The organism is Candidatus Manganitrophus noduliformans, assembly GCF_012184425.1.
Taxonomy (GTDB): Bacteria; Nitrospirota; Nitrospiria; order SBBL01; family Manganitrophaceae; genus Manganitrophus; species Manganitrophus noduliformans.
The window spans coordinates 811363-832630 of record NZ_VTOW01000001.1; the positions used below are offsets into that span (position 1 = coordinate 811363).

The 21268-nt window shown below is 56.1% G+C and carries 10 protein-coding genes and 4 tRNA genes; 7 read left to right on the forward strand and 7 right to left on the reverse strand.

What is annotated here, in order from left to right:
* Nucleotides 1–4 precede the first annotated feature (4 nt).
* The 3 genes from MNODULE_RS04040 to MNODULE_RS04050 are packed head-to-tail and all read left to right on the forward strand — an operon-like array spanning nucleotide 5 to nucleotide 13494.
* The gene (locus MNODULE_RS04040; RefSeq protein WP_168058191.1) at nucleotides 5–1435 is read left to right on the forward strand and encodes a hypothetical protein; all 1431 of its coding nucleotides are present in this window, start codon (nucleotides 5–7) and stop codon (nucleotides 1433–1435) included.
* Entirely contained in the window at nucleotides 1435–13257 is an 11823-nt protein-coding gene (locus tag MNODULE_RS04045) for a diguanylate cyclase (RefSeq protein WP_168058192.1), read from the forward strand. The genes MNODULE_RS04040 and MNODULE_RS04045 overlap by 1 nt, the downstream gene beginning before the upstream one ends.
* A 15-nt stretch (nucleotides 13258–13272) precedes the next feature.
* Complete coding sequence (locus tag MNODULE_RS04050; RefSeq protein WP_168058193.1) at nucleotides 13273–13494, forward strand: hypothetical protein; 222 nt, start codon at nucleotides 13273–13275, stop codon at nucleotides 13492–13494.
* 293 nt (nucleotides 13495–13787) lie between these two features.
* Here MNODULE_RS04050 and MNODULE_RS04055 read toward each other — a convergent pair.
* Nucleotides 13788–13863, reverse strand: a tRNA-Lys gene (locus tag MNODULE_RS04055).
* A gap of 135 nt (nucleotides 13864–13998) precedes the next feature.
* Nucleotides 13999–14075, reverse strand: a tRNA-Arg gene (locus MNODULE_RS04060).
* Between the two features lie 141 nt (nucleotides 14076–14216).
* Here MNODULE_RS04060 and MNODULE_RS04065 point away from each other — a divergent pair.
* Nucleotides 14217–14606 carry a cupredoxin domain-containing protein gene (locus MNODULE_RS04065; protein WP_168058194.1) on the forward strand — a complete coding sequence of 130 codons (390 nt, stop codon included), beginning with the start codon at nucleotides 14217–14219 and terminating at the stop codon, nucleotides 14604–14606.
* Between the two features lie 6 nt (nucleotides 14607–14612).
* Here the strand turns inward: MNODULE_RS04065 and MNODULE_RS04070 are convergent.
* The 5 genes from MNODULE_RS04070 to MNODULE_RS04090 form a co-directional block, all read right to left on the reverse strand.
* Nucleotides 14613–14689 (reverse strand) — tRNA-Arg (locus MNODULE_RS04070).
* Nucleotides 14690–14784: 95 nt separating this feature from the next.
* The gene (locus tag MNODULE_RS04075; protein WP_168058195.1) at nucleotides 14785–15366 is read right to left on the reverse strand and encodes a DsrE/DsrF/DrsH-like family protein; all 582 of its coding nucleotides are present in this window, start codon (nucleotides 15364–15366) and stop codon (nucleotides 14785–14787) included.
* Between the two features lie 10 nt (nucleotides 15367–15376).
* The gene (locus MNODULE_RS04080) at nucleotides 15377–15619 is read right to left on the reverse strand and encodes a sulfurtransferase TusA family protein (protein WP_181070920.1); all 243 of its coding nucleotides are present in this window, start codon (nucleotides 15617–15619) and stop codon (nucleotides 15377–15379) included.
* Between the two features lie 26 nt (nucleotides 15620–15645).
* A complete protein-coding gene (locus tag MNODULE_RS04085; protein WP_168058196.1) occupies nucleotides 15646–15945 on the reverse strand; it encodes a hypothetical protein in 300 nt (99 codons plus the stop codon).
* Nucleotides 15946–16045: 100 nt separating this feature from the next.
* Nucleotides 16046–16120: transfer RNA gene (locus MNODULE_RS04090), tRNA-His, on the reverse strand.
* Between the two features lie 117 nt (nucleotides 16121–16237).
* Between MNODULE_RS04090 and MNODULE_RS04095 the strand changes: the two genes are divergently transcribed.
* The 3 genes from MNODULE_RS04095 (at nucleotide 16238) to lspA (ending at nucleotide 21248) form a co-directional block, all read left to right on the forward strand.
* On the forward strand, nucleotides 16238–17761 hold the full coding sequence (locus MNODULE_RS04095) for a CCA tRNA nucleotidyltransferase (protein WP_238339326.1): 1524 nt from the start codon (nucleotides 16238–16240) through the stop codon (nucleotides 17759–17761).
* Nucleotides 17762–17860: 99 nt separating this feature from the next.
* Nucleotides 17861–20749 carry an isoleucine--tRNA ligase gene (ileS, locus tag MNODULE_RS04100; RefSeq protein WP_168058198.1) on the forward strand — a complete coding sequence of 963 codons (2889 nt, stop codon included), beginning with the start codon at nucleotides 17861–17863 and terminating at the stop codon, nucleotides 20747–20749.
* On the forward strand, nucleotides 20679–21248 hold the full coding sequence (lspA, locus tag MNODULE_RS04105; RefSeq protein WP_238339198.1) for a signal peptidase II: 570 nt from the start codon (nucleotides 20679–20681) through the stop codon (nucleotides 21246–21248). The genes ileS and lspA overlap by 71 nt, the downstream gene beginning before the upstream one ends.
* Nucleotides 21249–21268: the final 20 nt, after the last annotated feature.

A 21268-nucleotide genomic window follows, 5' to 3' on the forward strand; every position in this document is an offset into this window, starting at 1 on the left:
CGGCATGGCACACGATGATATCCGGAAAGGGAACGGCTTGAGGATCAATTTCGGGGATCGTGTTTTATTCGAAGATCCTCCGTCAAAGCCGAATATAGCAGAGAGTATCTATCGGGACGAAGGAAGCCGCATCGAACCCGGCAATCCGAATCGAAGTGCCGTCACCCCTGTTTCGAATGCGATTACTGGACCGATTTACGGTCCGAAGAACATCGCCGAGGAGCGGGTTTCCCCGCGTCCCGGAATGACCTCGCCGCCACTTCCCGAGTGGCCAAATACCGCGGCGTCTGCCGTGTCTCCCCCCACATGGGAGCGCCGCGGTATTCCTACCATCCCTGCCGTTGATTCGGATGTGTCGACGCCTGATGTGGTCGCTTCTCCCGGACAGCCGCAAGGGCTCAAGACGCCTGAAGGAATGGGCCCCCCTGCGCCGGAAAGCGCAACCGCCAAATGGTTTAAGAACATGACGCCGGATCAGCGGACGGCGCTTCAACGGTCTCTTCTGGCGACCGGGCTTTCTTTGATGGCGTCTCAGCGACCCTCCCGGTATCCGGTTTCGACTGTCTCTCAGGTCGGAGAGGCGGGGCTGACGGGGCTTGCCGTTTACGATCGAACCATGGCGCAAGCTGGCGAAGCAGCGGATCGCCGGACGCAACTTGGATTGCGGGAGCGTCAGGTCGCTACAGAAGAAGCGCGGCTTCGCCTGGCGGTTGATGAGGCGATGAGGAAGGCCGAATTCGAAAGCCCTGGAACGCCTGGGACGGTCGGATACTCGGAGCGGCCGACGTCGCTTCAACTCAATACCGGAGGGGTTCAGGAGCGGCCGGTAGCGACCCGCGGCGAGGGGGCTGGACCTCGAGCGCTTGGGTTGAATCTCGGAGCGCCGGAGGCGTCTTCCGGGGCGACCCGGCCGGAGAGAGGGTTGGTGGTCACCCCGGGAAAAGAGCCCGGTCAGGGGTATCGTGCGCGGGAGGCCGATATCCGGTATCGAAACGCGGTGACCGACAAGCTGCTTTCCGAAACAGGCGGAGAGATCTTCAAGTTGACACTGGAAGAGAAGCGCCTTGGGATCGAGAAGGCGAAAGCAGAGATCGGTAAGCTTCGCGCGGAAGCGGCCAAAATGCCGAAGTCTCAACGCGATTACCTCGAAGAGAAGGCGCAAGACGGATTTACGAAAGCCTATCTTGCGTACAAAAAGGAACATCCTGAGGACGAGGACGGCGCGATCGCGGCCGGATTCAGCGTTTACAACTCCCTCTTTCGCATGGGGATGGGTGATCAGTTCATTCCGGGGGAGGAAACTGGATTCTGGCCCTTTAAAGGCCGGGAGCCTGGTCAGTGGGTATCTCCCCCGGCCGGCGCGAAGGATACCGGCCGCACCTCTGGCGGAAAGAAGGTTTATCAACTTCCTGACGGAAACTACTGGGTGCCCTGATGCCGATCATCCCCAAGGATCAAATCCAATTTGACGAAACGGATGCCTCAGCGTCGCCTCCTGGCGGCCAAATCTACAAGCCTGACCAAATCCGTTTCGATGATGAACCGGCCCAGGGAAAGGGGCTTTCCGTCGCCGGAGCGGGGCGTCCCGGCATCGGCCTGAAACCGGCCCACGAAACGCTTCCAGGGGCCGACGCAGAGACAATGCGGGATCAGCCAGCGACTTGGGGCGAGACGTTAAAAGCGATTCCGGAATTGACCTACCAGGCTGGAAAAGAGGCGGTTGGCGGGATTGCCCAAATGGTCGGCGAGGGCCGATCGACTCCCGATCCAATGGGCGGGATTGTGCTAAAGATCGCCGAGGAGTTAATGCCGGGCCTTAAAACCCCTCCCCCTCCTCGGGATGAAGCGATTTCCCAGTTCGGCGAGCGCCTGGGTGCGGAAGCAAGGGCGCGATCGGAAGAAATCACGCCGAAGAATCAGACCTTCTGGCAGAAAGCAACCACACAGGCCGGTATTTCGCTTGGGAGCATGATTCCTGGGACTATCGCGTCGATCATTGCCGGAAACCCTGCGCCATTGGTGGGCTCCTTCGCTGCACAAGAGGCAGGGCAGAGTTACAGTGAGGCACGGTCCAAGGGACTCCCGGAGGGTCAAGCGGCTCTGTACGCTCAATTAAATGGTGTGATCGAAGCGGGGACCGAGTATCTTCCGGCGAAAGTGCTTTTTAAATCAGGTACAGGCCCTTTTAAAAGATTGCTGAATCTCTACGCCGCGGAACTCCCCGGTGAGAACATCGCCACCTTAAGTCAATCCCTCAATGCCTACGTCAACGGATTGGATCCGAATCTAACCGGCGGGGAATTGATCGAGCGGATGAAGCTGACAACCGGGTCGACAATGATTTCCGCCGGTGTTCAAGGTGGGATCTCCACGGTTGGAAATCGGATGGCTGGACGAAGGGGCCTTCCGGTTGAGGCACCCAAAGCGACCCCTCCCCCAACCGGAAAACCGCCCGCGTCTCCGACCGAACCTCCAACCTTCACCCCGACGCACATCCTTCCGGACGGCACGGTGACCCAAAAGGTTGAAGAGGGGGTGGTGGTCGACCGCCAAGGAAACCTTTATTCCGAAGAGGACGCCACCCCGACGCCGGGACAACGAAGACCGCCGGATACCAGCTTCCGCGCGCGCGACCTGTCAGAAATACCAGGTGAGACGCCGATCGGAAGGGGTTTGCCGGTTGAACCGGTTGCAGCTGCAAGCCCGGTTGAAGCGCCGACAGACGTCGACCTTCTGGTGCCGACCGATCAGCCGATACCGCCTCCTGGGCGGGGCCTTTCCCTGGAGACGCCTGAGGCGCTGGCTCCCAGGGTCGAAGCCGATTTGACGACCGGGCAGGTGATCGAGCAGCCCGAAGCCGTCCGACCGACACCGGTTGAGACGCCGCAGGTTGTTCCGGACGCTCCGACCGGTCCTATCTCCCCTGAAATCGAGCGCCCCAGGCCACAGCAAACCATTCCCTCGATTCGTCAGGAGGTCGAAGTTCTTGATGAGGAAGCGGAGGACATTCCCCAGCCGAAGGAGATGGACGAAAAGAGCCCGCTCGGATTGAAGGGGACCGACAAGAATACCTCGCTCGCCGCCTTTGTTCGTGCTGCAGGTGGCATCAACGAAACGCAGATGGCGGGGGATGTGCGTCAACGCTTCTCGATCCGGGAAGGATTCAACCTGGTCAACCGAAAAACAGGCCTTCCCCTCGATCGGCTTCGGCAAATGGCGGCGCAACATGGGTTCGTTCCGGAAGACTCCACCCCGGCCGACTTTCTTGAAGCGCTTCGTCGGGACGCCGACTCCCTTAAAGCGCTGGGGAAGGGATCCGTTTTCTCACGCTACTACTCGCCGGACCTTCCTGGGTTTGACTCGCCGGAAGCCAAGGCGTTCGAGCGCCGGACCGATATCAAGAAAAGAAAGATTGTCAATCGAATGACGCCGGAGGAGATGAGAAAGGAACTCCTGACGAGCGCGAAGACTGGAATTCCGAATGATCGTGCCTACGAAGAGGCGATCGACAATACGACCGACAAGGGCCGTCCACATCGCCGCGACGTTCAGGCTATGATCGACATGGACGGGCTGAAATGGGTCAACGATAATTTGGGCCATGAAGCCGGAGACGCTTTTCTTCGCGCGATCGGCGATGCGATTAAAGAATCTGAAATCGAGGGATACCATTTAAGCGGGGATGAGTTTGCCGCGCAATTCGATCGGGAAGTGGACGCTTATGCGAAGATGGAAATATTGCGCGACGTTCTCAGAAATGGTATTGTAACCGTTGAGTATGCTGACGGGTCTTCTCGTCAGTTTAAAGGATTGGAGTTTTCCTATGGCGTCGGATCGGAAAGAACCGCAGCAGACACCGCCCTCTACTCCGACAAAGCAAGGCGAAGGGAATCCGGGGAGCGGGCAAAAACGTCCACCGAACCGCCTCCTTCCCTGGTTGAAATCACTCCCCCCGAATCCGGTGCGGATAACCGTGGAACTCCTGGGCCGCAAGACCGTGGTGGATCTGAAACCGAAACCGAAGACTTCCGATTAACTTCTCCCGAAGCACCCCCCGAAGAGCAACCTAAAGCGCCTACCGCCCAGCAGGGTGAAATGTTTCCTGGATCTGAGACGATGCAGACGGGCACCCGTCCGATCATCGCCGAAGAAACCGGGGAATTTTTCAAACCGCTTGAGCCGGAAATTGAACAGCCTTCCCTCCTCGATCAAAAACTCGAAGAAGCACGCGAACAGGTTGACACCTCCCCCTCCGAAGCCCAAATTGAAGCCGGAAACTACCAAAAGGGACACCTCCGAATCAATGGTCTTGATATCTCAATAGAAAACCCGAAGGGTTCCACGCGGAACGTCGGCGGGAAATCCTTCAAGATGAACTTCGACTATGGGTATATCAAGGGAACGACCGGCGCCGACAAAGAGCATATCGACGTTTACCTCGGGCCCAACCTGGAATCGGAAAAGATCTTTGTCGTCAACCAGGTCGATCCCGATAAGAACAAATTTGATGAGCAAAAGGTCATGCTCGGATTCTCTTCCCCGGAAGAGGCCAAAACCGCCTACCTGAAACAGTACGACAATCCTGCCTTTTTCGGGTCAATGGTCGAAGTGAGTATGGAGGATTTCAAGGCGCGGATAAATGGCGGGGGGAAATTGATTGAACCGGCGGAGGTAATCAAGCTTCGAAAGCGGCTTTACGATGAGGGGGAGAAAAAGAAGCAGACGGGAAACCGGGAGCGGTTGAAAAACCTTCTCTCAGGCCGCGGTGGAATGATTGAAACCGATGCGGAGAGAAAAGCGCGGGAAGAAAAAAGCGCTTCCATTCAACAAGCGGAAGAGAGTAAGATAATTGCGTCGCCACAGGAGACAGCCGATGAGCCTGGATCAGTTCGGCCAACAAGCCAAAGCCCACTGGAAGGAACACCTTCCGAAGAAGTATCGTCAACTCTCAGCAGCGGGGACGCTGGAGAAGGAACTTCTCGAAGCCCAAGAGAAGACGCACGACGAGATCAACCGTCTGATGACACAGGGGTTGACGTTCGACGAGGCCTGGGAGCTGACGAGGGAGAAATATCTTCTCCTTCCACCGGAGAAGGGGTAGCCCGAAACCAATCCCACCAAGGGAAGCCCGCCGGGTACGACTACATTATCCGTCCGGAGATCGACAACCTCGAAGAGGGCGGGCCCAAAGGTAAGTTCAAGCGAAACCTCGACGCGCTCAAACTCCTTAAAAACATCGAAGCGGAAGGACGTCTTGCCACCCCGGAAGAACAGGCCGTTCTTGTCAAATATGTCGGTTGGGGCGGGATGCCGGCCGCCTTCAACGAATGGGGCGACTGGTCGGACGAGAACCGCCGTTTAAAAGAAGTCCTTACCGAGCAGGAATACGAGCAAGCGCGCGCAACCACACCGAACGCGCACTATACCTCTCCGGCAGTTATCGCGGGGATCTATAAGGCGCTGCAGCGTTTCGGATTCAATGGGGGGCGCGTCATTGAGCCGTCCATGGGGGTCGGTCACTTCTTCGGATTGATGCCGCAAGAGATGGCGGCGCGATCGACCCGGACCGGCGTTGAAATCGACTCTCTCACTGGCCGGATTGCTCGCCAACTCTACCAGACCGCCGACATTCGCATTCAGGGTTTTGAAGACACGAAGCTTCCGAACAACTTTTTCGATGTCGCCGTGGGTAATGTTCCTTTCGGCGATTTTAAAGTAAACGACCTTCCTTATAACAAACATAATCTCTTCATCCACGATTACTTTTTCGTGAAGTCACTCGACAAGGTTCGTCCGGGTGGTGTGCTCGCCTTTATCACCTCCTCCGGCAGCATGAACAGCGGCCGATCTGAGAAGATGCGCCGGTTGATGGCTGAACAAACAGAATTCATCGGCGCGATTCGTCTCCCCTCCTCGGCGTTCAAAAAGATCGCCAACACCGAAGTCACAACCGATGTGATCTTTCTTCGAAAGCTTCTTCCTGGGGAGAAGCCGACCGGACCCGCCTGGATTGAATCGAAGGACAGCGATTTCAAGGGAGAGGGCGGGGTACCTCTTAGAAACAACGAATACTTCATCGCTCATCCCGAGATGATGCTGGGGAAGGTGACTGACGACAAATTACATCCGGGCCGGATGGGGTTGGCGCCGGACGGCCGCGATTTAACGCAGGCCATTGAGGAGGCGGTTTCCCGTCTTCCTGAGAACGTTTTTAGGGATGCTCCAAAGAAGACCGTTCAGGAAATTCTCGAAAGGCTTCCGGCTCCGGAGGATGTCAAACCCGGCGCGTTTACCCTCCAGGACGGAAAACTTTACATGGAGAAGGGCGGGCAGCTCGTCGCCCCCATGACGGCGACCGATCGGCCGATTGAGGGGGTGGCCGCCGAACGCGTTAAAGGGATGATCGCAATTCGGGATGCGGTTCGTGAAGTGATCCGCACTCAGATGATGGAGTCTTCCGAAGAAAATATTCTTCGCACACGGAAGCAGTTAAATCAAACCTACGATCGATTCGTTAAAAAATACGGCTATATCAATTCACAGCCGAATAACGTGGTTTTCCGAAACGATCCGGATTACTACACCCTGGCCGCGCTCGAGAAGTGGGACAAAGAAGCGAAGACCGCGACCAAGGCGGACATATTCAGCAAGCGGACCATCGAAAGAAACCTCCGTGCCAGCCGGGTCGATACCTCAAAAGAGGCGATGCTCGCTTCTTTAAACGAGATGGGCCGGCTTGATTTTGACCGAATGCGGGAGTTGACCGGAAAGAGCGACGCCGATCTTCAATCCGAGTTAAAGGGATTGATCTTTCTCAATCCGGAAGGAAGTTGGGAGTCCGCCGACGAGTACCTTTCCGGCAATGTGCGGGAGAAACTTAAGGCCGCGGAGGGGGCTGCTGCTGCAGATCCACGGTTTAAAGAAAATGTCGAAGCTCTCAAAGCGGTTCAGCCGGAAGAATTGACCGCCGGAAAGATCGATCTTCGCCTCGGTGCTTCCTGGGTGCCGCCGTCTGATGTGCGCGATTTTATAAAACACCTTCTTGGGATCGATACCAGGGTCGGCTATTCGGCGGGGATGGCAACGTGGTCGGCTAATTTTGTCCGCGGAAATCTTGACTCAACCGCCAACCAAACCCAATACGGTACCTCTCGCTATTCCGGACTTTCTCTGATTCAGGATACGCTCAATCTGAAAACCGCGCGAGTCTATGACACCTTCCGGGAACCGGGTGGCGGGGAGAGATCCGTCCTTAACGAAAAAGAAACCCTAGCCGCACAGGAAAAACAGGAAGCGATCAAGCAAGCGTTTAAGAAGTGGGCGTTTGAGGATCAGGAACGGGCCGAACGGCTGGTGAAGATTTACAACGAGCGGTTTAATTCCATTCGGACTCGGCAGTATGACGGCAGCCATTTAACCCTTCCTGGCGCTTCTCCTATTATCCAGCTTCGCCCCCATCAGAAAGACGGAATCTGGAGAATCGTTCAATCCGGAAATACCCTCCTGGCGCACGTTGTTGGCGCTGGAAAGACCTTCACGATGATCGGTGGGGCGATGGAGCTGCGCCGGCTGGGGATCGTTAAAAAGCCGGTTTTTGTCGTTCCGAACCATCTTGTCGGTGAGTGGGGAAATCAATTCCTTCGTCTCTATCCCGCCGCCAACATTTTGGTTACGACCAAAGCCGACTTCGAGAAGAAGAACCGTCAACGGCTGATGGGGAAGATCGCAACCGGTGATTGGGACGGGGTGATCGTCGCCCATAGCGCCTTTACGAAGCTTCCCGTCAGCGATGAAACAGTAATCGAATTCCTCGAACGGGAATTGACTGTATTGAGAGATTTCCTCGAAGAGGCAAAGCGAGAAGCCGGTAAGAGCGGAAACCAGATCGTCAAGGAGTTGGAGAAAGCGAAAAAGCGTCTTGAGGCAAAAATAGATGCGCGCCATGACGCCATTAAAGCACGGGCCGATCGCGGGGTGAGTTTCGAAGAAACCGGGATCGACATGTTGTTGGTCGACGAAGCCGACCTTTTTAAAAATCTTTTCTTTCCCACCAAAATGACGCGCGTGGCCGGACTCGCTCGATCGGAGAGTGAACGCGCCTTTGATATGTATATTAAGACGCAGCTGATCAATAAACTCACAAACGGCCGCGGGATCGTCTTCGCCACCGGAACACCGGTCAGTAACACCATGGCTGAGGTGTTCACAATGCAACGGTATCTGCAGCCTCAAACCCTGGAAGGGCAGGGGCTCTCTCATTTCGATGCCTGGGCGTCTCAATTCGGCGATACGGTCACCGCTTTGGAGCAATCCCCAACTGGCGCCACTTTCCGCATGAATACCCGGTTTGCCAAGTTTACCAACGTGCCCGAGCTCATGTCGATGTTCATGCAGACGATGGACCTGAAAAACCGGGAGATGCTGAACCTTCCGACCCCCAAGATCAAGGGTGGGAAACCGGAGATGGTCATCGCCAAGGCGACGAACGAATTGAGGCGGTTTGTCGAAATTCTGGAAAAACGTGGACAGGCGATCAAGGAAAGGAAGGTTAAGCCGGAAGAAGACAACATGCTCAAGATTACGGGTGACGGCAGGAAGGCCTCGCTCGATATTCGCCTGGTTCAGCCGATGGCGCCGGAAGCAAAATCCGGAAAGGTCAACCTTGCAATTCGAAACGTGGTCGATATTTGGGAAAAGACGGCCAACGTGAGGGGAGCGCAATTGGTCTTCCTGGATCTCTCCACCCCGAAAGGTCAAAAGGAGGCTGGCGATAAAGAAGCGCCGAAACCTCCCGCGTCGGAAGGGGTTGAAGAGGCTCCACTGAAAGACGAAGGAGAGGCGGATCGGGCGGTAGAAACCGCTGAGGAAGCGTCGCTTCGCGGATCGGTCTACAACGATATAAAGCGAAAACTGATTCTGCAGGGAATCCCGGAGAATGAAATCGCCTTCATCCACGATGCCGATACAGACGCAAAGAAAGAGCAACTCTTCAAGAATGTGAATTCCGGCAAGGTCCGGATTCTGATGGGATCAACCGAGAAGATGGGGGCCGGCACCAACGTTCAGGAGCGTCTTGTCGCTCTTCATCACCTGGATGCGCCGTGGCGACCGCGCGACCTTGAACAGAGAGAAGGCCGGATCATCCGGCAGGGGAATAAACTCTACGAGGCCGACCCCGAGAATTTTCAGATTCAAATCTTCCGCTATGCGACCGAAGCGCCTTCTTTCGACCTGTATATGTGGCAGCAACTTGAATCGAAAGCGAAGATGATCGCTCAGGTCATGAGTGGCCGCACCGACATTCGGGAAATCGAAGACATCGGGGATCAGTCGATTCGGTCGATCGAGGAGATGAAAGCGGCGACCTCCGGAAATCCCCTTCTTAAAGAAAAGGTGGAAGCCGATTTTGAAATCCGAAAACTCTCTCTGCTGAAATCCCAGCACGATGACGCGCAATTCCGGCTGCGCCGCCGGCTTTCTGAAATGGGAAGCGATATCCCCAGGGATAAGCGGAACCTTGAATTGCTCAAAGCGGATATCGCCCATCGGGACAAAAACAAATCCGAAAAGTTCAAGATGGAGGTCGGCGGGAAGGTTTATACCGAACGAAAGGATGCCGGCGAGCAAATCGTCCGGATCGGCGCCGGGTTGCAGGCCGATAAGAAGTATGATCAGTGGCAACCGATCGGACGGTACAACGGGTTTAATCTAGAGGTTGGGGCCTATGCTCTTGATATTTCCATCCGGATGAGCCGGCCGGGCGGGATGTATCATTATGCCAACGTAACGGATACCTTTCAGGGGACCATTGCCAGCATTGACGCCACTCTCCGCGGAATGGAAGCAGCCCAGGAAAAGATCGAGCGCAGGATTGATAAAAACGAAAAAGACGTCGAGGAAGTTAAGAAAGAAATCGGAAAGCCCTTCGAGCAAGAGGATCGGCTTAACAATCTGGTTGCGCGATCGGCCGAAATCGAAAAGATTTTAAAAACTCCCGTTCCGGAAGCACCGAAGACCGATGAACCGCAAGCGCCGGCCGAAGAGGGGGAGGCAGAGTTTTCGGTTGCCCGCGGCGCTTTTCGCCTGACAAACGATCAATACCGGAAGATCGTCGCCGACCTTCAACGGATCATCGCTCCCGGAAGCCGGGTCGTTCTGAAAGGTCAAATCACGGCCAATGCCGAAGGAAACGAGAAAGCCCTTGCCTCCTGGGGGATGGGTGATACTACCGGCGATATCAGGCTGGCCGGCCTTCACCGGACCGTCCGGTTGGACAATGGTCAACTGGCCTCCCTGATTCAACTCTCCCTGCGCGACATGAACGAGGGTACCCCCTATCATGAAGCGTGGCACTCCGTCGAAAACCTTCTTCTCTCCGACAAAGAGATTGAGACCCTGCGCGCTGCCTTCCCCGAAAAAGATTGGGTAGCGTCGACCGAGCGCACCGCGGACGCCTTCGCCGATTGGGTGGCGAAGAAGAAGATCGAAGCCCCGGGCCGGGTGCGGCTGCTCTTCCTGAAAATCCGGACCTTCTTCGAGAAGCTGAGAAACGCGCTCCGCGGCCGTGGGTTTAATTCTGTCGAAGTCCTCTTTGAAAAAGCCTTCGCTGGGGAGCTGCGGGATCGAACGACACGCGGCCAAGTTGGGGGAGAGAGTTTCTCTGTCAAAAAGTACAAAACCCCCGAAGAGGCGAAACAGGCGACCCTCGAAGCGCGGAAGGAGAAAGAGGAAAAGCGCAACCTCAAAATCAAGCTGCGCGCCGCGGAGAAAGCATCGAAAGAAGGCTTCCGCGCGGGTGTCTCGGAGGAGCGCGCCAAAGCCAATGCCAAAATCGCCGAGATGAAGCGGGACCGGACGGCCATTGTCAATCGCCTGAAAAACACCTTCGCTGAAAAGTTGGAGGAAATCGGCCGGGTCCAGGAGTTGAAAGACCTGAAAGCCGACATTCTTACCCGAAACGTCGAATCGATCAAGCAGGAAATCGCCGACTACGCCAAGAAGCACCTTCCGATGGAAGCCCGCGGGGCGATGCTCTCGAACGTGGCGAAGGCGAAAACTCACGCCGACCTGGTTCGCGCGTTCGCTCGGATCGATAAAATCGCCGAACAGGTGGAGAGAAAGGGGCTCATTGCCGAATTCAAAGACGTTCTGCAGCGAATCTCGGAGAGCAACACGATCGCCGTTCCCTACCGGAATCGAATCCGGGATCTTCTCTCGAGCCTCGAATTTTCAGAGGGCCGATACCGGCGCGCGAAAGCGCTGATGATCGACGGCGAAATGGATCCGGCCACCGAAGCGATGATGGAAGCGATGTCCGTTCTTGCGCGCCGGCCGCTCTCCGATTTATCGAATGATGAAATCCGGGCGATGCTGGAAGAAATCGTTCTGCTGGAAGAGCTGGGCCGGCAGGCCGAAATTACCAGAAAAGAGCTTTGGGAAGCCCGTAAAGAGGCGATTAAGGAAGCGGTGGTTTCCGGGACGGTCCCGATCGAGAAGCCCGAAGGAAAAGCCCTTGCCGCCGCCCAGCACATCGATTTGGCTGTCACTCCGATGGATGCCCTCATTGACCGGTTGGACGGGGGAAAGGGGTCGTATGACGGCGCCAACATGACCTATTTCAAAAAGCCGATCGATTCCGCCTGGGGGAAATTCCTCGATGCGATCGACCCGATCAAAAAACAGGCCTGGGAGAAAGCGGGAAAGCTGCAGCTGACGAACGAGGATTTCGAGCGGATCGGGATCTACGCCGCGGATCAACAGGAAGGGGGCCGGGAGAAGCTTTTAAACAACGGGTTAACCGAAGAGGAGATCGACGCGATTCAGCTCCGTCCTTCCGAAATGGAATTCTACCAGTGGATGAGGAAGAAGCTCGATCTGCTGTGGCCGCGGATCGCAAAGATCATGGCCGACGTTTACGGAAAACCCTTTGGGAAGGTGAAGAACTATTTCAGCTTCATGACCGATTGGGAAAAGCTGACCGAGATGGAGGTGGTTTCCCGGTTGATCGAAGCGCCGGAGTATGCCCCTCGGACGAAACACCCTGAAATGAGCTTTACAAAATCCAGGATCGGAGCCGGAAAGCAGAGGATCAAATTAAACGCCATGGAGATCTTCCTCCGCCATACCGAGAACGCCGAATACCTTCTCAATATGGGACCGACCGTGAAAATGCTCTACGAGGTCGCCAACTCCAAGGAGTACGGAGCGGCCGCCGGCGATCGGGGGCAATCGCTGATGGTTCAGTGGTTGGATCTGATTGCGCGGAAGGGAGGCATTCAGGGGGACCGGCAGATTGCCATTCTCGACATTCTTCGTCGCAACGTGGGGGTGGCGACCATGTCGTTTAAGGTCTCCTCGGCGCTGGTGCAGCCCTCCTCGATCGTCACCGGGGCGTCGATGATCGGCCGCTACGCCTTCACCGGCAGTATGGACGTGGCGACGTCGAAGCGGTGGCGTGAATTTCTCACAAAGAATTTCCCGGAGATTAGAGACAGAGAAGCCGACGATCCGGCCTTTATGGAGCTGTCCGACCGGAAATGGTTGGCCCGGATGACGAAGATCGGACTCGGACCCCTCAAAAAGCTGGACCTGTACGCCGCCTCTGCGATCACCGCCGGCGCCTACCGGAAATACCTCAATGAGCACGGACAAACCCTGGATTTCGAGAAGCCGAACAAGGACGCCATTGCCTATGCCGAATTGATGCTGCGGCGCACCCAGGCCTCGATGTTCTTCAAGGATACCCCTCTGGCGATCTCCCGCGGCGCGCTGACGGGAAACCGATCACTCGATAAAGTGCTCTTCCAGTTTCAAAACTTCGCGCTGAATAACTGGAGCCTGATTCGCCATGATCTTTGGCGCGCCGGCATCCGGGAGCGTAATCCCGCCAAAGCGGTCCGAATCTTCACCTGGTTGACCCTGGCGACCCTCGCCGAGGTCGGACTTCGGGATCTGGCCGGGTTCCTGACGGGAATGGATGATGATGATCCAGTCGAAAAAGAAATGGTCCAAGAAGCATTGAACAAGGTTCCCTTCCTCTCTCATTTGGTTTCAGCGATCGTGTATCAGGATGTGCCGATCCCGGTTGTTTCTACGTTGATGCGAATCCCGAAAGGGATTGGAAGAATGTTGTTCGGCAAAGAGCCGGAGACGAAGGCGCGCGGCCTCGTCACGGCGGTAGAAGGAGCGGGGCGGGTGGCCGGGATTCCTGGGGCTGCTCAGGTGGGGCAAACAGCAAGGGAAGCGCTGTCGGATTAAGGGGAGGGGAAAGGGATGGAGGTGTCGCTCAACATTGGAACGATTTTAAGTGGTGTGCTTGTCGTCTTGTTGGCCTATGGAATAAAGCTTCTTCTTGGCCTTGACAAGCAAATGTCACAGTTTGGACAGTGGACCGAATCTCACGATAAGCAAGACGATGAGCGCCACCTTGATTTGACGAAACGGATCGGCCGGATCGAGCAATCCAGAATGCAGGGCGGCGATGGGCTTCAATGATGATCGATGACAACGGCCGGCTGATAAAAAAACCGAAAGTTAAAATCAAATGCCGCTGCTGTCAGTTCCACTTTTTTTCTTATCACACTATCCTCAATCAGATGTGTCGATCCTGCCTCAAGCATGGGGAATACTATAACCACCTGGAAGGGTGCCCCGTTGCGTTCGTGAGGAAAAAGCGGCTGAGGGAATGGTTAGAGAAGGAGAAGAGGAAAAGGAGGAGAGGTTAACCCTCTGCTTAACCCTCCCCCTTTTCCTCTTTGCGCTTTGCGGTGTAACTTATTGAAATTAAATGGTGAGCCGTGAAGGACTTGAACCTTCGACCCGCTGATTAAGAGTCAGCTGCTCTACCAACTGAGCTAACGGCCCTATTATATGTGGGGGCCTGTGCGGCAAAGGAAGAGAAAAGGTCCTCCAATGCCCCCACGCCCCGCGGCTCGGACAAGCTCAGCTTGATCCTCGCCTTTATTCTATTTCGAACGCTCGTATCTGCTTCAAATTGGATGGTGCGCCTGAAGGGATTTGAACCCCTAACCTACGGCTCCGGAGGCCGACGCTCTATCCAATTGAGCTACAGGCGCAGGGAAACCGGAATCCTACCACAAAAGTAAATCGATATCAATCATCTCCTTCTTTCGAGCTATTGTCAGATACAAAGATCGGACTTATATTGGAACTGTAAGCTTGGTGACCATAAGCGAGCTTACAGAAGGAGGGTTCAAGTGCGTCGTTTCATTTTTCTTTTCGCTCTTATATCTCTTATCGGAACAACCGCCTTGGTTGAGGCGAACATCAATAAAAAACATGTCCCCAAATATCCGAAGCTCGTCGATCAACGTCCCGATGCGCCGAAACTGGTTGCGCGGGACGATTATTATTCTCCACGGTTTTTACAGGTCAGGGTCGTGGCCGGGAATGAGATTTCCCTGGTAAACAAAGGGGGCAATATCCACGGCCTCGTCATCCCGGCCTTATCACAAATCAACGTGATCCGGCCGGGGGAGTCGAAAATGATTCCGGTCGAAGAAGATGCAAAGCCGGGGATGTATGACTTCTTCTGTCATCTTCATCCCAGGATGCGGGGAACAATCGAGATCCTGCCGAAAACCTAGCGGAGTTGGTGCGCCCAGAGAGATTCGAACTCCCGACCCCTTGGTTCGAAGCCAAGTGCTCTATCCAGCTGAGCTATGGGCGCAAAGAAGATCTATTTACCAGATGTGGGGGAGAGAAGCAAGGGCTTTCCTCGGGGGGTGATGTTCATGTAGGGGCGACCCGTTGGGTCGCCCCTTTTTATATGAATAGGGTGATGTCGGCGTCGGCGGCGTAGCTTAGAAAGGTCGCGGCGCCGACCGGCTCCGCCAATCCGTCGATCAATCCTTTCCGCTCGATTCCCATCATGTCCATTGTCATTTGACAGGGCCAGAGCTTCACGCCGCTCTCCCGCGCAAGATCAAGCAGCTCCGGAATCGAAACGATCTGTTTATTGGCAATGGTCTGCTTCATCATGATTGTCGCAAGCGCCGTCATGCCGGGAAGGGCCGAGATGATATTCGGCATCGGCATCGGGGTCGCCGGATTTCCCAGCGGGACGAACCGAAGCGACTCGGCGGCCCCCTTCTTTAAAATATGCAAGCCGAAGAAGGTGAAGAAGAGGGCCGCCTCCATGTCGAGGGCGATCGCCGTGGTCGCCAGGATCAGCGGCGGATAGGCCGCCTCCAGCGTCCCTTTCGAAACGATCACCGCCAGCTTTTTCTTCCGCGCGGGTTGCTTCTCAAGAATCGACCCCAGTTTTGCCTCGATCCGCTCGTCAATCAACGATCGAAGCCGTTCTTCCAGCGCCGGGTCGATCCCTTCTTTTAACTTCTGTTCCATCTGTTCCTTATTATTTTGTTTTCCGGATGTAATAGGTATAGATCCCGTCGCTCTCTTTCATCGAGAGCAACGTGTGGCCTGTCTGCTGGGCGAAGGCGGCCATATCGGGTTTCGATCCTTTATCGGTGGCGATCATTTCCAAGACCTGTCCCACCTGGAGCGTTTCCATCGCCAATTTGGTTTTCAAAACCGGCATGGGGCACTTCATCCCTTTGCAATCGAGCACCTTGTCTGCTTTGATTTCAGCCGTCATCGATTATTAACTTCCATCACAAACCATTAAGCCGCCCAGCGGCGATCGTTTCTCCGCCGGTCCGTTGAAGTGGGGAGCTGCTCGCGCCGGCGGTCTCCCCGCCGCCGCTCTCCTCCGTTATAGCCGAGGACGAGGTCTTGAAAGGTCTTCAGCTCGTCCCGGTTCAAAAGACGCTCCGGTTGTTCCGCGGAGAGGATCTTTTCGATTTGGTTGAAGGTTTGATAGATATAACTCTCGATCCGGTAAACGTCGGGCTGATTTTCAATCATCATCGCTTCCAATGCGAGAAGCGCCGTTACCTTGGGATGGATGGTTTCTGTCTGCATTGTGATCTCCTCCTTATCTGAATCGGACGCATCCTGGAGAGTTGCTGCTATCTTGGGGCTTGAATAAAGCGGGGAATATATCGATAAATGCAGTTTTGGTTGGGGTGGATGAGGGGTTTCGAACCCCCAACCCCTGGATCCACAATCCAGTGCTCTACCCTTGAGCTACACCCACCACTCACCATGAAAAACGATCGGATTATAACACAGAGATTCGGTGAAATAAAAGAGTTTAATTCCGAGAGACGAAATCAGCTTGCGCAAAAAAGAAGAGGCCTCTATAGTGAAAGGCATGGCGCTTTTCGTCGATCATCTGTGGCGTAAAATCGATCAGAGCCGGGCGGCGTTTCCCTTCCTGGCCGCGCTGGAAACGCGTTTTCCGGAAGGGGAAATTTACCTCGTCGGGGGGGCGGTCCGGGACCTTCTCCTGGGGCGCGAGACGAAAGATTTCGACTTTTTGGTCCGGGGGATTCCCGCCGAGAAGCTGAGAGATTTTTTGAAGCTGCACGGCAAGGTCAACTGGGTCGGAAAGAATTTCGGGGTCTACAAATTCGCGCCGCACGGGGCGGTCCTGGAAGAGCAGATCGACATCGCCCTTCCCAGAACGGAGCGCGCTTTCTTGAAGGGGGGAGGAGGGCGCCGCGACTTTGAAGTGCAAAGCGATGCCGCCCTTCCCGTCGAGGAGGACCTCCGCCGGCGCGATTTCACCGTCAACGCCATCGCCGCCGATCTGAGGAAAAAGTCGCTGGTCGACCCCTTCGGCGGGGGGAACGATCTCAAAGCGGGCCTGCTCCGGGCGGTCGGCGATCCGGCGCAACGGTTTGCCGAAGATTCATCGAGACTCTTACGCGCCCTGCGCTTTGCCTGCCAGTTTCAATTTCGCTTCGAGGAGAAAACCTGGACGGCGCTGCGCGCCGCCATCGGCGCGCTCAATGCCAAACGGGAGGATGGGAGCGAGATCGTCCCACGCGAGATCATCGCGAAGGAGCTCATCAAGGCGATCGTCTCCGATCCGGTCCGGGCGTTCGATCTCTGGGACGAGAGCGGCGCCTTCGCCGAGCTGATTCCGGAGCTGCTCCGGATGAAGGGATGTCCCCAGCCGGAGATCTATCACACCGAAGGAGACGTCTGGATCCACACCCGTTTGGCCCTCTCCGTTCTTGCCTCGCCCGTTTTCCAGGCGGAGTTTCAGCAGCCGTACGATGCGGAGACGGCGCTGGCGGTCCTCTTCCACGACATCGGAAAGCCGTATACCCTCCAGACGCCGGAGCGGGACGGGGTCGATCGGATCCGCTTCAACGGGCATGATCAAATCGGGGCGCGTCTCGCGCGCGAGATCGCGGCCCGTCTCAAGCTCTCGACCTTTACGAAAGGGAGCCGCTATCATGTGAACGAGGAGGCGCTCGCCTGGCTGATCGAGAAACATCTGATCCTGGTCCAGGGAGAGGTCGATCAGATGCGCGCCGCCACGATCGAGAAACACTTTCTCAATCCGCAGCGGCCCGGACACAAACTTCTACATCTGATCTTCTGTGACGGGAGCGCCACGGTTCCGCCCTCCGGGAGCCCGCAATTGGTTTCGTATCGCCGGCTGCGGGAGCGGATCACCGGGATGGAAGCGATGGCCGCGTCGCGCGCGCGCATTCCGGCGCCGCTTCTCTCCGGAGAAGAGGTGATGGCGCTTTTGGGGATCCCCCCGGGGCCGGAGGTGGGAAGCGTTCTCGCTCTGGTTCGGGAAGAACAACTCTCCGGTCGGTTGACCGATCGAGAGGGAGCGATCGCCTTCCTGAAGAAGCAGCGGACCGGGCCGGCATGAGCGCCGGAGGCCCTGAAATTCCTGCGGAATGGCCCGTCTTTCCGGGAGAAGAATCGTTGACATCCGAAAAGTCGAATGTTACTATCGATCATCTTTCTTATGGAAAATAAAGCCGATTATAAGCAGACCCTGAATCTTCCGAAGACCGATTTCCCGATGCGGGCCAACCTCACCCAGCGTGAAGTGGAACAGCTGGCGCGATGGGAAGAGAGCGGACTCTACCAGAAAGTGCTCCATGAGCGTGGGGGCCGGGAGAAGTACATCCTTCATGATGGGCCCCCCTACGCAAACGGTCATATCCACATCGGGCATGCCCTCAATAAAATCCTGAAAGACTTCGTCGTCAAATCAAGATCGATGAGCGGCGATGCCGCCCCCTACGTCCCCGGCTGGGACTGTCATGGCCTTCCGATCGAGCATCAGGTGTTGAAGGACCTCGGTCCGAAGAAGCAGGGGATGAGCAAGGGGGAGATCCGAAAGCGCTGCCGGGACTACGCCGACAAGTTCGTCAACATCCAGCGCGACGAGTTCAAGCGGCTCGGCGTCCTCGGCGACTGGGAGCATCCCTACCTGACGATGACCCCCGACTACGAGGCGGCGATCGTCCGTGAGTTCGGGAAGGTTGTTGCGACCGGGGACGTCTATAAAGGAAAGAAGCCGGTCCTCTGGTGCCCGAACGATGAGACGGCGCTCGCCGAGGCGGAGGTCGAATATGCCGATCATGCCTCGCCGTCGATCTATGTCAAATTCCCGGTCAAAGATCCGAAGGAAAAGTTTTCCATCCGCCCGGATGGACAGACGTCTGTTGCGATCTGGACGACGACCCCCTGGACCCTCGTCGCCAACCAGGCGATTGCGGTCCATCCGCATTTTCACTATCGTCTTGTGAAGACACCCGCCGGGGATCTGATCTTGGCGCAGAACCTGATCGAAGCTTGCATGAAGGCGTTCGGTTTCGCCCCCGGTTCCTATGAAGTGGCTCCCGGGGGCTGGACCGGGAGCGAGCTTGAAGGAATCGTCTGCCGTCATCCATGGCTCGATCGCGACGCGCCGATCATTCTCGGCGAGCATGTCACCCTGGAGCAGGGGACCGGCTGCGTTCACACCGCCCCCGGTCACGGACAGGAAGACTACGAGGTCGGTCTCCGCTACGGACTGCCGGTCTATGCGCCGGTCGATCATCGGGGCCGCTTCACGAATGAGGCGGGGGAGTTCGCCGGACAAAAAGTCTTCGAGGCCAACGAGGCGATCATCGCCCTTCTGAATCAGCGCGGGACGCTCCTGAAGAAGGAGACGATCAGCCACTCCTATCCGCACTGCTGGCGCTGCAAGAATCCGGTGATCTTCCGCGCCACCGAGCAGTGGTTCATCTCGATGGAGAAACACCACCTGCGCGAGCGGGCGATCAAGGCGATCGAGCAGGAGATCCAGTGGATTCCGAAGTGGGGAAAAGACCGGATCTTGGGGATGATGCAGAGCCGTCCCGATTGGTGCATCTCGCGCCAGCGGGTCTGGGGGGTGCCGATCGTCGCCTTCGCCTGCCTCGACTGCAACGAGATTTTGGTCTCGAAGGAGATCGCCGATTTTGTCGCCGATCTGATGGAGAAAGAGGGGGGGAGCGACGTCTGGTTTTCCAGGGCCGCCGCCGAACTCCTTCCGAAGGGGACCGCCTGCAAAAAATGCGGCGGGAGCCGCCTCCAGCAAGAGAACGATATTCTCGACGTCTGGTTCGAGTCGGGGGTGAGCCACGCCGCCGTTTTGAAAAATACGAGAAGGTGGCCGGAGCTGACCTGGCCGGCCGATCTTTATCTCGAAGGCTCCGACCAGCACCGCGGCTGGTTTCACAGCAGTCTGCTCGCGGCGCTCGAAACCGACGGCCGTCCCCCATATAAGGCGGTCCTCACCCACGGGTTCGTCGTCGACGGCGCCGGAAAGAAGATGTCGAAGTCGGCGGGGAATGTCGTCGCGCCGCAAGAGGTCATCAACAAATACGGCGCGGAGATTTTGCGCCTTTGGGTCTCGGCGACCGACTTCAGGGAAGATGTCCGGATCTCACAGGATATCCTCGTTCAGCTGGTCGAAGCGTATCGAAAGATCCGGAACACCTGCCGGTTCCTTCTCAGCAATCTCTATGATTTTCATCCTTCCGACGGACCGGTGGGCGAAGCCGATCTGCAGGAGATCGATCGATGGGCGCTCTATCGCCTTCAGATCCTCAACGAGAAAGTGCAGCGGGCCTATCGCGAGGCGGAGTTCCACACGATCTTCCATGCGTTGAATAATTTTTGCGCCGTCGATCTCTCCTCTTTTTATCTCGATATCTTGAAGGATCGACTCTATGCCTCTGCGGCCAAATCGCCCGAGCGGCGCGCGGCCCAATCGGTGCTGCTGGAAACGCTCACGACGCTGGTTCGTTTGATGGCGCCGGTTCTGTCGTTTACGGCGGAGGAGATTTGGGGGTATATGCCGGCCGATTTGAAAGAGAAGGAGAGTGTTCTTCTGACGACCTTCCCGACGGCCTTAAAAATGGGGCGGCCGCCGGAACAAAAATTTTCTGAAAAAGAGGAAAGTAATAAGACATTTTTAGAAACATGGGGTAAACTTATCGAAGTTAGAGAAGAAGTATCCCGTCTCCTGGAACAACAACGCAGAGAAAAGAAAATCGGAAGCTCGCTTGAAGCCGGCGTCACCCTCTTCGCAAAAGAGGGGGAGCCGCTTTATCCGCTTCTCCAGGAGAAGAAAGCGTTTCTCTCAACCCTTTTTATCGTCTCGCAGGTCGATCTTCTCCCGTGGGAGAGAAAGCCGGAAGGTGTATCGACCGTTCAAATGAAGGAAGCGTCCCTTGCAATTCAGGTTCAACCGGCTCGGGGAGCAAAATGTGAACGCTGTTGGATCTATCGAGAGGACGTCGGGGCCGATGCCGGTTATCCGACCCTCTGCGGGCGATGTGCCGGAGTGGTGGGTGCCGATGCTGCTGGGCCAAATTAAGCTTATTTTCTTGACATTGATCGGGGGCGGGACTATCATTCTGGATCAAATTACCAAGCTTCTTATTCAAAATGCCTTTCGTCTTCATGAATCCGTGGTTGTGATTCAAGACTTTTTTTCTCTGACCTACATCCGAAATCCGGGAGCCGCCTTCGGTTTATTCGCGGATCAGAGTGCCGGCTTCCGATCGATCTTCTTCCTTGTCGTCTCCATTGTGGCCCTTTCCATTCTCCTTTATTTTCTCGCGCAGACCCCCAAAGAAGATAAATCGAGCTTGGTTGCAATCTCCCTTTTGTTCGGCGGGGCGATCGGCAACCTGATCGATCGCGTTCGGATGGGAGAGGTGGTCGACTTTCTCGATTTTTATGTCGGCCAATTCCACTGGCCTGCGTTTAATGTCGCAGATTCGGCGATTACAATCGGAATCTCACTGCTGATGTTCAATCTCTTTTGGCTCAAAAAAGAGATTCCGACGGCCAATCTCAGAGGTTGTGAATGAAGGACGGACCGGCGGCCTCG